Annotated in this window: 11 protein-coding genes and 5 pseudogenes; 6 read left to right on the forward strand and 10 right to left on the reverse strand. The window is 54.0% G+C overall.

The features are described 5' to 3' along the window. Window positions 1–37: 37 nt before the first annotated feature. Together LOY50_RS11185 and LOY50_RS11190 are read left to right on the forward strand one after the other, a co-directional pair. A complete protein-coding gene (locus tag LOY50_RS11185; RefSeq protein ID WP_258690861.1) occupies window positions 38–781 on the forward strand; it encodes an SDR family oxidoreductase in 744 nt (247 codons plus the stop codon). A 106-nt stretch (window positions 782–887) separates the two neighbouring features. Beyond that, window positions 888–1,055 (forward strand): annotated as a pseudogene (locus LOY50_RS11190) (FAD-dependent oxidoreductase); the annotation flags it as partial. Window positions 1,056–1,170: 115 nt separating this feature from the next. Here the strand turns inward: LOY50_RS11190 and LOY50_RS11195 are convergent. The 5 genes from LOY50_RS11195 to LOY50_RS11215 are packed head-to-tail and all read right to left on the reverse strand — an operon-like array spanning window position 1,171 to window position 3,786. Then, window positions 1,171–1,761, reverse strand: a complete 591-nt coding sequence (locus tag LOY50_RS11195) for a flavin reductase family protein (protein WP_258690862.1) — start codon at window positions 1,759–1,761, stop codon at window positions 1,171–1,173. Between the two features lie 54 nt (window positions 1,762–1,815). Next, a complete protein-coding gene (locus LOY50_RS11200) occupies window positions 1,816–2,265 on the reverse strand; it encodes an SRPBCC family protein (RefSeq protein ID WP_258690863.1) in 450 nt (149 codons plus the stop codon). 45 nt (window positions 2,266–2,310) lie between these two features. After that, a complete protein-coding gene (locus LOY50_RS11205; RefSeq protein WP_258690864.1) occupies window positions 2,311–2,697 on the reverse strand; it encodes a nuclear transport factor 2 family protein in 387 nt (128 codons plus the stop codon). A gap of 56 nt (window positions 2,698–2,753) precedes the next feature. Further along, entirely contained in the window at window positions 2,754–3,137 is a 384-nt protein-coding gene (locus tag LOY50_RS11210; RefSeq protein ID WP_258690865.1) for a nuclear transport factor 2 family protein, read from the reverse strand. A gap of 4 nt (window positions 3,138–3,141) precedes the next feature. Then, window positions 3,142–3,786, reverse strand: a complete 645-nt coding sequence (locus LOY50_RS11215) for a TVP38/TMEM64 family protein (protein ID WP_258690866.1) — start codon at window positions 3,784–3,786, stop codon at window positions 3,142–3,144. Window positions 3,787–4,512: 726 nt separating this feature from the next. Here LOY50_RS11215 and LOY50_RS29075 point away from each other — a divergent pair. Both LOY50_RS29075 and LOY50_RS29080 read left to right on the forward strand, forming a co-directional pair. Further along, window positions 4,513–5,445, forward strand: a pseudogene (locus LOY50_RS29075) (cache domain-containing protein); the annotation flags it as partial. A gap of 261 nt (window positions 5,446–5,706) precedes the next feature. Further along, a pseudogene (locus tag LOY50_RS29080) lies at window positions 5,707–6,303 on the forward strand (methyl-accepting chemotaxis protein); the annotation flags it as partial. Between the two features lie 722 nt (window positions 6,304–7,025). Here the strand turns inward: LOY50_RS29080 and LOY50_RS11225 are convergent. Together LOY50_RS11225 and LOY50_RS11230 are read right to left on the reverse strand one after the other, a co-directional pair. Then, a complete protein-coding gene (locus tag LOY50_RS11225; protein ID WP_258690868.1) occupies window positions 7,026–8,297 on the reverse strand; it encodes a hypothetical protein in 1,272 nt (423 codons plus the stop codon). Window positions 8,298–8,462: 165 nt separating this feature from the next. Beyond that, entirely contained in the window at window positions 8,463–9,164 is a 702-nt protein-coding gene (locus LOY50_RS11230) for a hypothetical protein (RefSeq protein ID WP_253473490.1), read from the reverse strand. Between the two features lie 607 nt (window positions 9,165–9,771). Between LOY50_RS11230 and LOY50_RS11240 the strand changes: the two genes are divergently transcribed. Further along, window positions 9,772–10,188 (forward strand): hypothetical protein, encoded by a 417-nt coding sequence (locus LOY50_RS11240; protein ID WP_253473493.1) that lies wholly within the window; start codon window positions 9,772–9,774, stop codon window positions 10,186–10,188. Window positions 10,189–10,388: 200 nt separating this feature from the next. Beyond that, window positions 10,389–10,826 carry a hypothetical protein gene (locus LOY50_RS11245; protein ID WP_258690869.1) on the forward strand — a complete coding sequence of 146 codons (438 nt, stop codon included), beginning with the start codon at window positions 10,389–10,391 and terminating at the stop codon, window positions 10,824–10,826. A gap of 137 nt (window positions 10,827–10,963) precedes the next feature. Here LOY50_RS11245 and LOY50_RS28960 read toward each other — a convergent pair. From LOY50_RS28960 to LOY50_RS11255, 3 genes and pseudogenes are all read right to left on the reverse strand, one after another. Further along, window positions 10,964–11,255, reverse strand: a pseudogene (locus LOY50_RS28960) (isocitrate lyase/phosphoenolpyruvate mutase family protein); the annotation flags it as partial. A gap of 114 nt (window positions 11,256–11,369) precedes the next feature. After that, on the reverse strand, window positions 11,370–11,954 hold the full coding sequence (locus LOY50_RS11250; RefSeq protein ID WP_258690870.1) for a hypothetical protein: 585 nt from the start codon (window positions 11,952–11,954) through the stop codon (window positions 11,370–11,372). Window positions 11,955–12,050: 96 nt separating this feature from the next. Then, a pseudogene (locus LOY50_RS11255) lies at window positions 12,051–12,552 on the reverse strand (transposase). Window positions 12,553–12,597: the final 45 nt, after the last annotated feature.

The following is a 12,597-nucleotide window of genomic DNA, read 5'->3' on the forward strand; positions in this document are numbered from 1 at the left end:
CCGCACAGACGGGCAGTCACTCTCGAGAGGAACGCCCATGAACTATCTGCAGAATAAAACCGCGGTCATCACTGGCGCATCGTCTGGCCTGGGTGCTGCATCCGCCCGTGCCCTGTCCGAGAAAGGCGTTCGAATTGTCGCTGCAGCATTGGACCAGCAAGGTCTGGATACCATCGTCAGCGAGTTGAAAGCCAATGGCGGTGAAGCAGTAGGTCGCGTCAGCGACGTTACCAACCCCGGCGATATGAAGGCGCTGGCGCAATTTGCCCAGGACTCGTTTGGTTCGGTAGATATCCTGATCAACAACGCGGGCCTGATGCTGTTTTCCAACTGGGTTGACCTGGCCACCGATGACTGGGAAAAGATGATCAACGTGAACATCAAAGGCTACATGCATGGCATCGCCGCCGTGCTGCCATTCATGCTGAAACAGAAGTCGGGCCAGATCCTGAATATGGATTCGGTTGCAGGTCACCAGGTGGGACCTGCTGCGGGTATCTATAGCGCAACCAAGTTCTTCGTCCAAGCCATGACCGAGTCGATGCGCAAAGAGCTGGGAGTGCAACACGGCATCCGTGTCAACACGGTCAGCCCAGGTGTGATCAACACCGGTTGGGCCGATAAAGTGACCGATCCTGCCGGGCGTAAAGCTGCCCAGGAACTGAACAAAATCGCGATCTCGCCGGATGATATCGGCCGTGCCGTGGTGTACGCGTTGAATCAGCCTGAAAACGTCACCGTCAACGACCTGATCATTTCGCCGACCCGTCAGGATTGGTAAGCAGATAGTCGCTGAACCCATCAAGCCCAGGCGCTGGCGCACTGCTGTGTGCCTGGGCACTACAGGATTCGTCCTGTCTTCCCTGTAAAAGCAATGAGACCCTTCAATGGCACACCGTATTTCGATTGTCGGCGGTGGCGCGGGCGGCCTGGAACTTGCGGCGCGGTTAGGCAATACCCTTGGCAAACGCGGCACCGCCCATATCACCCTCATCGACGCCAACCTGAGCCACATCTGGAAACTGCTGTGGCATGGGGTGGCCGCAGGCTCGCTGATGGCCGCTGTCTGCTCGTTATTGATGTGGGCGTTGTAACCCCTCTGAACCGTGCCCAAGCCGACGTTACTGAGTTCAACAGCCGATCAGTCGAGCCTGCGTGTTTCAGACGGGTTCATTGCGTGTCTTTCTTTGTAGCGACGTCCAGCGCTTCGCCAATCGCATAAAAGTGGCCGCCTGCGATGTAGTGCAGGCTCCGGAAGTCCGGATGAGCACTCTCGAAGTGCCAATGTCCGTCCCTGAATACACGCGTGTCGGCCCAGGCACCGACGACCTCACCGATAAACAGGTCGTAGGTCGTCTGGTTGTGCGGTTCGGGCAACAGCTTGCACGCCAGCCAGGCCGAGCAGCCTGCCACGAACGGCACGTCATAGCCGCTGATACTGAACAGCTCAGTGCCGCTATGAGCCAGCTTGTCGGGATCTTCCCGAAGGCTCACGCTGCCGACGTCACGGGTCAATTGCAGTTGTGCCACTGTGGGAACCTGGATCACGAACATGCCATTACGCTCTACCAGTTCACGGGTCTTGGCGATCTTGTCCAGCACTACGGTGACTTTGGGAGGTGAGAAATCCAGCGCACAAGCCCATGCGGCAGCCATTACATTTCGGGTCCCATCATGTTGTGCAGACACCAAGACGGTCGGGCCGTGGTTGATCAGACGATAGGCTTTTTCAAGTGGCACTTCGGCAATGTGGTCGTGCATCGCATCTCCAAAAAATAAGCCCCGCACCCATTGCTGGGGCGGGGTAGGACACATTTATGCCGTGGCGGTTTGGTTCAGGTAAAGCTGGAGGCTTTCATGCCCGCCAACAATGAGCGATTCCACGGTCGAGGTCCATTGTCCCTGAGGGTCAGGCTCGCGCGTGTCGAAGGTCGCAGACCACAGAATCACGGTTTTTTGCTCGCCGGTCAGTGGGATCAGGCGGACGGTCAACACGTAGTTGTCTATGGGCAGCGGCGCCTCAACGAAACGGTAGGAGAACTGCAGATTGACTGCGTCCACCGACAACAACTGTTCACGCAGGATAGTGCCGTCCTCCAAGGTCAGACGACGGATGCAGCCGACCAGTCCGTCAGGCTGATTGTCTTCAATGACGCTCTGCGAAATTGCCGGGTGCCATTGGCTGATTTTCCCGAAGCGCTTGAGTACATCCCAAACGCGCTCGGCGCCGCCGTCTACAACGGCGCTGTATTCAACTTTTGCCATGATTCACCACCTTAAGAAACATCATTACCTTTCAGACCGCGCTGATCAGCCTTCGAACTGGTGATAAACCTTGGCGATTATCTTCCAGGTGCCGTCGATTTTGATCAGCGTCAGATAATCGTTGTAGTCGGCACCAATCGCGTCCTTTTCCATGTCCACACGAACCACGGCAGTGGTCGGGGTGATCGCCAGCACGTCCAGTCGTGTGCTGATATCCGGGGCCTTGCCATTCGTGCGGACGAAATCGAACAGGTTGCTGATAGGGCCGCCCAACAATTCACCATTGGTGAAACCGTACATCACAGCTTCTTTGTGGAAGGCCTGCTCCAGAATTTCCGGGCTGCCAACACGCAGGCCGTCAGCGTATTGCTGGGCCACGGCGACAACTGCGTTGTAATCCTGGGTCGGTACCGCTTTGATGTTTTTGCTCATGGTCAAACTCCTTTGCATGTTTGTGGCGCCACCGGGGCGCGGTTCAAACGGGTGGGTTAAGGAGCTACGTGGGTGTGGTAGATCTTGCTGACGACAGTCCACTTTCCATCAACCTTCAGCAGGTTGAAGAAGTCGGTAAAGCAGAAGCCGGAAATGTCATTGGTATCGATACGTGCGCTGGCAGCGGTGCCCACGATATCGACGTTGACGATGGCACCTTTGGCTTCCGGTGAAGGGCGGAAGGCGCTGTCGATGATGTCGAACAGACCCTGAATCGGGCCACCGGTCAGTTGACCTTCGCCATCCACGCCAAAGATGGTTGCCTGCTCGCTGAAGGCAGGTTTCATGAGGCTGCTTTTGGCTTGCCTGCCACCTTCGTTATAGTGGTTAAGCACCACGACGATGGCGTTGTAGTCTTCGACGTAAGTGGGATTGCTCATGGGGCTACTCCTGGTTTGAAAAGGGTTGAACAAGGGCTTGGTTAATTGCTTTGCGTGCATATCGAGCGATGGTCAGCAGTGCGATTAATGCAACGACCAAACCCGCCCAAGTCATCACTTGAGTCGAACGACTGGTTGTTACCTCGCCACTGATGATCTGTGCGACATCAGCCGCCAGAGAGCCCAGGTACGCGTACAGAAATGTTCCAGGAAGCAGGCCGAACCAAGTCGCCAGCATGAAATCTCGGCGGGCGATTCGGCTGGCTCCGAGGCCATAGCTCAGCGGAGCGAACGGCACGATGGACGCCAGGCGTAAGAGGAAAACAATCCGAAAACCTCCTGACGCGATAGCGCGGTCGACCGCCGCTGATTTGGGGCTGTTAGCCAGGTGTCGTTTGACCCGAGGGCGCAGAAGCGATCTGCCCAAGGCGAACGCGACCGTTGCAGATAGCAAGCCAGCGGGCGAGATGAGCAGGGTTCCCCACATCGGGCCATACAAAAAACCTGCAAGCGCCGTGAGCATCGAGGCAGGCACAAACGCGACAGTGGCGACCACAAATATGGCGGCATAGAGCGCAATCCCGACGGCGCCGAGCGAGCGAATAATTTCGATCCATTGCGCGATGTCGTGTACGGCCAGCTCTATCACTTTGCCTATCCCATTCTTCTCGGTCGGTCGGGATGCTACCCGTCCAGCGCATCACAGACGGCTATTTAAATAACGGTCGCTACATATTGCATTCATTCTATAGCGATCACTACAGTTAGTGTCAAGTAATTTGCTGTCGATGTTGGCGGGGTACGAAGTGGGCGTTCGACGGTACTTTACGGCCAATACCTGAGGACCTGCGGGAGAACACCATGACGCAAAAGGTTTACGCGCAGGGCACCTGTTTCTACAGCGCTATGGGCACCTACAAGGCGGGGACTTCACGCGTTAGACCCGAGGGACAAAGAGCCTGTGGTGCGCTGACTGGCGAAGCCTTGTCTATCGTGCGACAGCGCAATGTTCGAATCCGTACAGTGCTGATTTTCAACGTCCCTGGATGTGAGTTTCTGATCAATATTATTTGTATAAAACAGTAAATATTATTGTTTTTATTATTGTCGAGTGCCCGTTACTGTCCTAATGCTCGCGTAACCATGTCGCTTCCTTTCCAGGGCTACTTCGTTCTACGCACCTCTTATAAAAATGACTCGATCCCATTCTGGAGTGCAGATGAACGTCAAACAGAAATTGACCTGGGCGTTTGTGGTCATCGCTTGCTTGCCTGTCTGCCTGATTGCAACATTGGTCGTGCTGGATTTGCGCAGCGATGCGCACGATGATTTTATCGAAGGCAGCAGCCGCGAAATAAGGCAGGTCGACACGGCCATGCAGTTGTATTTCGAAGGTATTCGCCAGAACGTCGACTACCTCGCTTCTCAGCCGTTATTGCGCAACGCTGACGGCAGCCTGAAAAACTACAGCGGTGCCAACGCCCCGACCATTGCGCAAGGCGCATTGGATAAGCAGATCTTCGATTTTTATGCGCACTTGGCCAATAGCCATTCGGCTTACTCCAATATCATCTTCGGTAACAGCTCCGGCGGTTTCGTGTCTTGGCCCGACAATCCGAACCGGGCCAATTACGATCCTCGCGAGCGGCCTTGGTACAAGTCTGCGTTGAGCAATCCAGGCAAAACCCTGCGTACCGATGCTTATTACTACGCGCCTAAAGATGCGGTGTATGTCAGCGTCGTTCGCAGCATCGATACCCAATTGGGTACCAACAGCGGCGTGATCAGTATCGACGTGTCACTGCAGCAACTCACCGAAATCATCAAGCACATCAAACTCGGCGAGAGCGGTTACCTGATGCTTGTCGAGCGCGACGGCAAGGTCTTGGTTGACCCTCAGCAACCCGCGCATAACTTCAAGACCCTGACGGAGATCGGCAACGGCTATGAACAGTTGGCCAAGTCTGGAAAAGGCGCGTTTGAAGTTGAGCTCAACGGTGAGCGTTACATGGCTAACGTTTGGCCCTCCGAGCTATTGGGCTGGAGCTTTGTTGGCCTGATCAAACAACAGGAGGTGATGAGCTCGGCGACCCACCTGGCATGGGTGATTGCGATCATTGCCGGCGTGCTGGCGCTGGTGTTTGCCCTGGTTGGCGCGAGCTTCGCAGGCTTGATCGTGCGGCCGATCCGCAGCGTTGCCAGCGGCTTGCAGGGCATCGCCGAAGGCGATGGCGATCTCACACAAAGTCTTCACATCCGCGGCAATGATGAAACGGCGCAGTTGGCCAGTTGGTTCAACCAATTCCTGGCGGCCATCCGCAACATGATCAGCAGCATCGGCCAGGCCGCACATAACATTCTGACGACATCCCAGGCCTCTACACAGGTCTCCAGTGACATGGCTGACGTCGCCGGGCGGCAGCGTGAGGCTGTGGATATGGTTTCAACCGCGTTCCGTGAAATGGTTGCCACCGCCAACGAGATTGCACGTGCGTGCAGCCAGGCTGCTGAGTCGGCTGACAGCGGTTGGATCAAGGCACGCGAAGGGCAGCAGCAGATCGATGCTGCGGTCAGCAGCGTTGATCAACTGAGTCATGAAATCGAGAAGTCAGCCGAGTCGATGCAACAACTGGAGCGTGACAGCAATGATATTCAGTCGATTCTGGGCACCATTCGCTCGATCGCCGAGCAAACCAATCTACTGGCGCTGAATGCCGCCATTGAGGCCGCGCGAGCTGGGGAGCAAGGGCGTGGATTTGCCGTAGTCGCCGATGAGGTGCGAGCACTGGCCAAGCGCACGGCTGACTCCACTGCAGAGATCGATAGTCTGCTGGGCACTTTGGCCAAACGCACCAGCGTCGTCACGCACCAGATGCGTGCCAGTCTGAATGTCTCACAACAGTCGGTGAACCGTATTGGCGTGGCGCGCACCAGCTTTGGGCTTATCCGCGATTCGGTGGATGTGATTCGAGACATGAACACTCAAATCGCCACGGCGGCCGAAGAACAACATCAGGTCGCCGAAGGCATCAACTTGCATATCAGCCAGATCCATGGTGATGCGCAACGTGTTGCAGAGCTCGCCGAATCGGCGCGGTTGAACTCTTCAGGCCTGGCCGGGTTGTCCGCTGAACTGGACAGCCTGGTCCGACGATTCCGTACCTGATAGACGAGTAGGGTGAGGGCCAATACTGGCATTGACCCTCTTTGTGTCGCGCTATCGGTTACTCATACCAGGCGGGCGACTTCAGCGCGGTGCGAACGAACTCAGTGTTGTGACCGATGCCTGTGCACTGAACATAAAACCCTCTCGGCTTTAGATGTGAGCCACGTTGCGGTTACAAAAATCAAACGCAAAGGGCAACACTATCTGGGGGAAAGTGTTGGCTTGGCCCGTCCTTATGGTGTTTCGTGGGCAAACCACAGCTCAGAAGCTAATCAACCTGAAGCGATAGATCACGAGCAGCACCGTCGGCCAGAACAATGCATTAACAATGTCATGGAGGCTCTCGACCCACCGCTAGTATCCGAGGCTATGCCTTATCATCCATCAGATCTCGGTCGATGCGTGTTCAGGCCCTGTGAGACTGCTTGCCGTCCAATTGGCCGGGACGAAGCAAGTCTCATGCTCCGAAGCCACCCCTCTTGACCCTTGATACCCTTCAAAAACAAGTCCAGAATCAAGTCTTTTCCTGCCCCGGCAAGAAAAGAAACCCCTTAGATTTCAAAGGGTCGGAATCCAGATACGAGTCTCGTTTCCCGCTCCAAGATTCAGAAAAAAGCCACTCAGATGAGTGGCTTTTTTTTGTGCCTGAGAAATGCCTGCACTCATGTCGACAAGCTGCTTTCGGCCGAAAGCTGTCTTGGCCGCTACGTGTCGTCTTCGCATCAAGGCCGTTTTTGATTGATCAGCGAGAAGATCGCGGCCTGCCAATCCTTGTTGTGCTGTTTGTAGTAGGCCAGTAGCAGCGAGAGGTGCGAGTTGAAGACCTTGTGGAGGCTAACCTCGCGTAACTGTTCCACTGGGGGACGGTGCAGCCAGAATCCGCATGGGAAGGTGAAGCGAAAATCCCAGGCGTGCTCGGGATCTGTGAGACTTAAGCCATCTAGCTTGTAGGCCCGGCTGAATCGCAAGGTATTGACGATGCCCGAGTGAAGGAAGCCTGTCAGGCAGACCACCACGGCATCGATGTTGGTCATTAGCGATAGATTGGGGATGACCGAGTTGGGTAGCTGGAGGCTGTTACCCGCAGCCCTGGAAGCTCTGATTAGGCCATAGGGCCCGTGCAGACTTTCCATGACATCAGCGTATTCATCCGGATCGTTGCAGCAAAGTAATACGACGTTCATGTCATTGTCACGGCGCAGCAACTGGCAATTCGCGTCTCCAAGAAAACGACCGATAGTAGGGGCAAGGGTAGCTTTCATTTCGATACCGACGTCGTATAGCTGCTGCTTGATCGGCTCTGGTAAGAAGTATTTCGTGCCTCCTTCGTCGTCTGTAGAGAAGGCCTTGGAGAAAGCTTTCACTTCGACGTTGAAGCGAATGCCCTCGGCTTGGAACGTGAAGTCGAAATTCTTGTCCGGGCCGGTGCTCGAACAGTCCGGATTCGGAACATGGTTTGCGAACCCTTCTGGATGGATTTTCCTGAAATACTCCGCTGCTCCCAGTTCCGATATCTGCGCGAGAAACTCCTCAATATTGTCCGCGCGAAGCAGGCCTGCTAGGCCATCAGCTATTTCCTGAGATGTCTTGTTTGGGTGCTTTTGATATTCGATGGCTGTGGCCAGGAGCGCACAGTACTGATCGAGGATCTCACCTTGAACGACATCCGGACGTTCCTGCAGAGCAAGGCGAATGACCCAGGCGGCGGCGTCACGACTTCCCGGCGCAGGGTCGACGGCTGGATCGTAGGGGATGAAGTTTTCCTTGTTGAGCTGCCACACTAGATCGGAGACCAGTTGCCTATCGCGCTTGCGATTGGCTGCCGCGTCGCGGAGGAGGGCGCCGAAGCGCAGGGGGGATATGTCGGGATAGTGCGTGGCACACCAGCGGAGCGCTTCGCTAAGGGAAAATGACTGGATTCCAGATGCTTTCCAATAACTCAGCATTTCCTTGAGGTGATTTTCTGTAGGCGCAACAGCAGATTTACTATCCATTGTGTCTCCTCCTTGGATAACACACGCATTGTGTCTACAGGGGTAACAGTTCAACCAGTGGGCGCGAGCTTTCCTGGAGAGCGGAAGAAGCGCAGAAGGTCCCACGGGCCTCATCCTTGTCTCTGACGCAACCGTCATGCATTGGAGCCAGTAATGGGCGGGGGACTATTTAAGATATTCCATGCGTCGTTTGGCCTTGTAACAGTCATTGGTATCGATAGCCTTCTGGTAATACTCCAAGCGGCGCGCACGATTGCTGTCGCCCTGTAGACGGTAGATTTCAGCTTGATAATCACGACCGTTGCCCCATTGCATGGCGAAGCCCACAGGTTCCTCAGGCTTGCATTCAAGCCGGACAACTGGCTGTGGAAAATACTTTTCGTAGAGCGGCATGCTGGTTTCCATGGCCTGCAAGGCTTTTTGGTACTCGGGCGTATCGCTAAACGCCAAGCACCAGGAGGCAATTTCAAGTGCTGGCGGAGCGAAGCCTTGGGCGAGGCTTCGTTCGAACAAGGGGCAAGCTTTCTCTTTGATCACTTCGCTCGGAGACAGCATCGCGTAAATCAATCCGAGACGATATTGTGCTACGGGATGATCAAGTGCCGCTGCTTGTTCAAGCAAAGTAAAGGCAGGTTTGAGTAGCGCACCTCCTTCTTCGGCTAGAGTTAGGGAGCGCTGCCTCTCCTCTTCGCTTGTTGTTGGGGTATCAGCTGTCACTGCTTCGAGCTTGTCATTCGCTTGTAATAGGTATGGAACAGCTTCTTGGTAAAGGCTCTCGGCACGAGGGTCTATATGCAGTGTGCTGGCCAGGCTCAACTGTGGCAACAGACAAGTTAATAGGGTGTAGCTCCAACGATGTAGGTACACGGATTGGCCTTCTTGCATCAGCTATTGGGGGATGGTCTAGACCAACTGTCTGACGTTCTTTGCCACCATGGGCATCTGATTTTGGCCGACCGCCGGCTTGTATCGGCCGGTTCTGTTTAAAAATTAGCTCCGCTGTCTGACCGACAGCAAAATTTCTGCATTGGCCGGTGGGCGATCGCACTGCATGATGGGACAGCTATCGACTGGGCGGGAGCGACTGTTTCACCCGTTCAACCTTGGATTTCACATCCCCACCAATCACGTTCTGCACAACATTGATAAATGTCTCGATTTGAGCGATCTGTGCTATTAGCTGCTGCGTACAGTATGGCTTCGATGATCCGAACGACGGCTGAGTGCATCGAACCCAGAGCTTCGCTACGGCAGAAGCGGTGTTACAACTCCGACCTAGTTATCCAAGAAATCCGTGAGTATGTCTGTGGATAACCGCGCTGATGCCAGGTAGGTAGAGCGTTTTAACGGGCGCTCAAAAAATGTACAGGCAGGTTGGCATCATCCCGCCGTAGACCATTGATTTTAAACAGCGCTGAACACCGGGATCACCTTGCATGCATGTTCATGATGTCGACAGATTGGAGCCAAGTTTTTGAAATTCATATGGGCTATCAGCGTTGGAATACTGCTGGCGGGATGCACAAATACACCCGCTAATCTCATGTCTGATTCGGACAGTTACGATGGCTCGATCCAGGCGAACGTTACTGCTCAATCCGCTTATCGCAACATCCGTCAGGCCAGCCGAATTTGTTTGGAGCACTCGCCGCTGGGGACTCCGGTCACCACAGAAAGCGAGTTCGATTCGGAGTTCAGTAGCGGGCAGATCACCCAGCGTATGGTCGCCCAGGGCGTGAGGCTCAGTTTGGCGATCATCACTGTCGAGCCTACCCCTCAGGGCATCGCTGAGATAAAGCTATACACCCTCAAGGGCTGGAGTTCGATTGGGGTCAAGGCGCCTACGTTGGGCAAGCTTCGTTCGTGGATCAACGGCGATCAATCCTGCTAAACGTCGACTGCATTGTGAGGGCTGGCTGTTCTGCGCTCCTCGCGAGAGGAATCGGATGGCCTTGTGGTTTTATTAGATGATCGCGCTTCTGGTGTGCTTCATCCAACACACGCAGGCTGACCGAGCATTCAGCACCCACGGGGCGGTGCTTGATCTGCAGGTCGGGCTGGTGTCGCTATCGTTGCGGAAGGATCTAAATCATGACCTACCAAGCCCCTGGCATTCGCTTCTCTGATGTCGAAACAGCAGTGCCTACGACCTCCGGTCTTTATCAGATTGTCACTGACGTCGGCGAACTCCTGAAGGTTGGCATCAGCGGTAATCTTCGTAAGAGACTGATACAGCATCGACAGTCGAAACAGGCTCGATTGAAACTCAGGGAAGGAGGTGATTGGCGTAACCCGGCTGACGTCATCAGCAAACAATCAATCCTCGCCAAGCACCTTTATTTTTCACCACCAGTTTTGGGTTATGACTTACAGACCGAACTCGGTCGACAACGTTATCTGGAGGAGCGGTGTCACCTTCTCATCACGCTGACCAAGACTCGGGAGGAGGCAAGGGATTTGGAGCGACGTAAAGAAAAGAGCGGGGACTATCGATTTGGAGGGCAAGTTAAGGCTCTGCCGCTCGACTGAGGTTTAGGGTACGCCCCCCATGGACCGCGTTGCGCAGCCCGCATCGATTCTACTGCCAGATTTTTTTCTATTCCTATTTCAGAACCAGACGCTTTCCGTTCAGACTGGCGTTTGGCCTCGTCCGCGGGACTGCATTGCTCAGTCTTCGCCGCCATCAAAGCTTTCAATTCGTCGTATGTATGGGCTTTCAAGGTTTGAGTGTCGAGTTGGCCTTTATTCAAGAAACTGCGGACCCAATGCTTTCAAGGCTCCGTGCAGAAACTCGGCGATGCTTGAAGCCCGCACTGAATCGCCTAACGCCCAGACGCTTCAATTCATCGGAGAGGGCAGTCCGTCTCGGAACGACAGATTGACTGGCAGTTTGGTGTCCCGCCAGATGGTGGCAATTTTGTTCGAATCGATCACGCCAGCAGCAAATAGTGAAAAAGCAGCAATTGGCCGATAGGTGTGCCTTAGGTGTCGATTTGCAGCTTAAGGTCAATGGTGCCTAATGCGAGAAGGTCTGGAGATCAACCGCTGGGTTACGGTCGATGAACGCTGCGATCATTGATGGACAGTCATAAGGAAGCTGGTTTTATTGTTACCTACAGGGGCAATGACTAAGTACATGCTTTCGATCGTCTGATTGGGGGTTGTTGGATTTGTTTTAACTTTCGCATGTCCAGAGCTAATGCAGGCGATATCATATGCTTGCTGTGCTTCTGCGTTAGTCTCCCAAAGCTCCTGCTTTGTGCTGTTAGGAACGTTGGCTTTTGAGTAATAATCTATAAATCTGAATTTGACCCTTATGTTTTTTTCGATAAGTCCAAACCTGCGGAGAAAGTCTGGTATTGTGGCGTCGGTGCAAGTGCGGCACGGGCTCCAGTATTGGTAGAAAATAATTTTTGAGTTGGCCGGCAGGGTGTTAAGGCCTTCACCAAATTTTTTATGGAGCTCTATCATGAGCTCTTGTTCAATATGAGCGCCGTAATTGAATGTAATTGACTTAATAAAAAAAGGGTTGTCCTTTCCCAAGGCTGTCGTAAAGACGCATACTACTCCTGACATTGTTCCTGGTGTAAAACTGAATTTGGAATCATAAAATGATTCCGCAATTTGAGTTGATAACCCCATGATTGATATCTCCATGCATGAGTATTTCCTTGTTATTCTTGATAGCACTTAATTAACGCCTGTCAAGCATTGGTGCAATATTTGCGCTGTCAGCTGTTAGGCATCCATCGACTAGGCGCTGTCCGAAAAATAATGTCGAAAACATCGCATAGCACAGGCTAACGAGACCATCGTCGCGTCTTTTTTCCGAGCTTGCCGAAGTGTGTAACGATGCGAAGACTCTCCTTCAGCCCGCCGAATGTACATTCGATGATGTTGCGTTGCCGATATTTCGGTCGAAAACGAGCGAGGCAAGCCGGGCTTGGATTTGCGCTTCATGGATCGTAGAGGGATCACCGGTTGCATCCGGTAACGATTGCTTAATCCCTGCTCGTTCAGCCTGAAATGCAGTCACTTGAGCATCAGATCGATACTCCAATCTTGGAACCGCTGGTAGACCGTTGACCAAGGGTCAAAGCGTTCCGGAATGTCGCCCCGCGCAGCGCCTGAGCAAAGCATCCAGAGCAAGCCATTGAGCGTCATCGGCCCTCGGCCGACCTCTGCGCCGAGGCTGTTCAAAAAGATCAGCAACCAACTCCCAGGCTATATCGGGGATTTCGTACCGCTTAACCATCGCTATTCCCTGCGTGCGATGGGCGCGAAGTCTACCGAATACGGG

Origin of the sequence: Pseudomonas sp. B21-010 (assembly GCF_024749325.1) — a bacterium.
GTDB lineage: Bacteria > Pseudomonadota > Gammaproteobacteria > Pseudomonadales > Pseudomonadaceae > Aquipseudomonas > Aquipseudomonas kilonensis.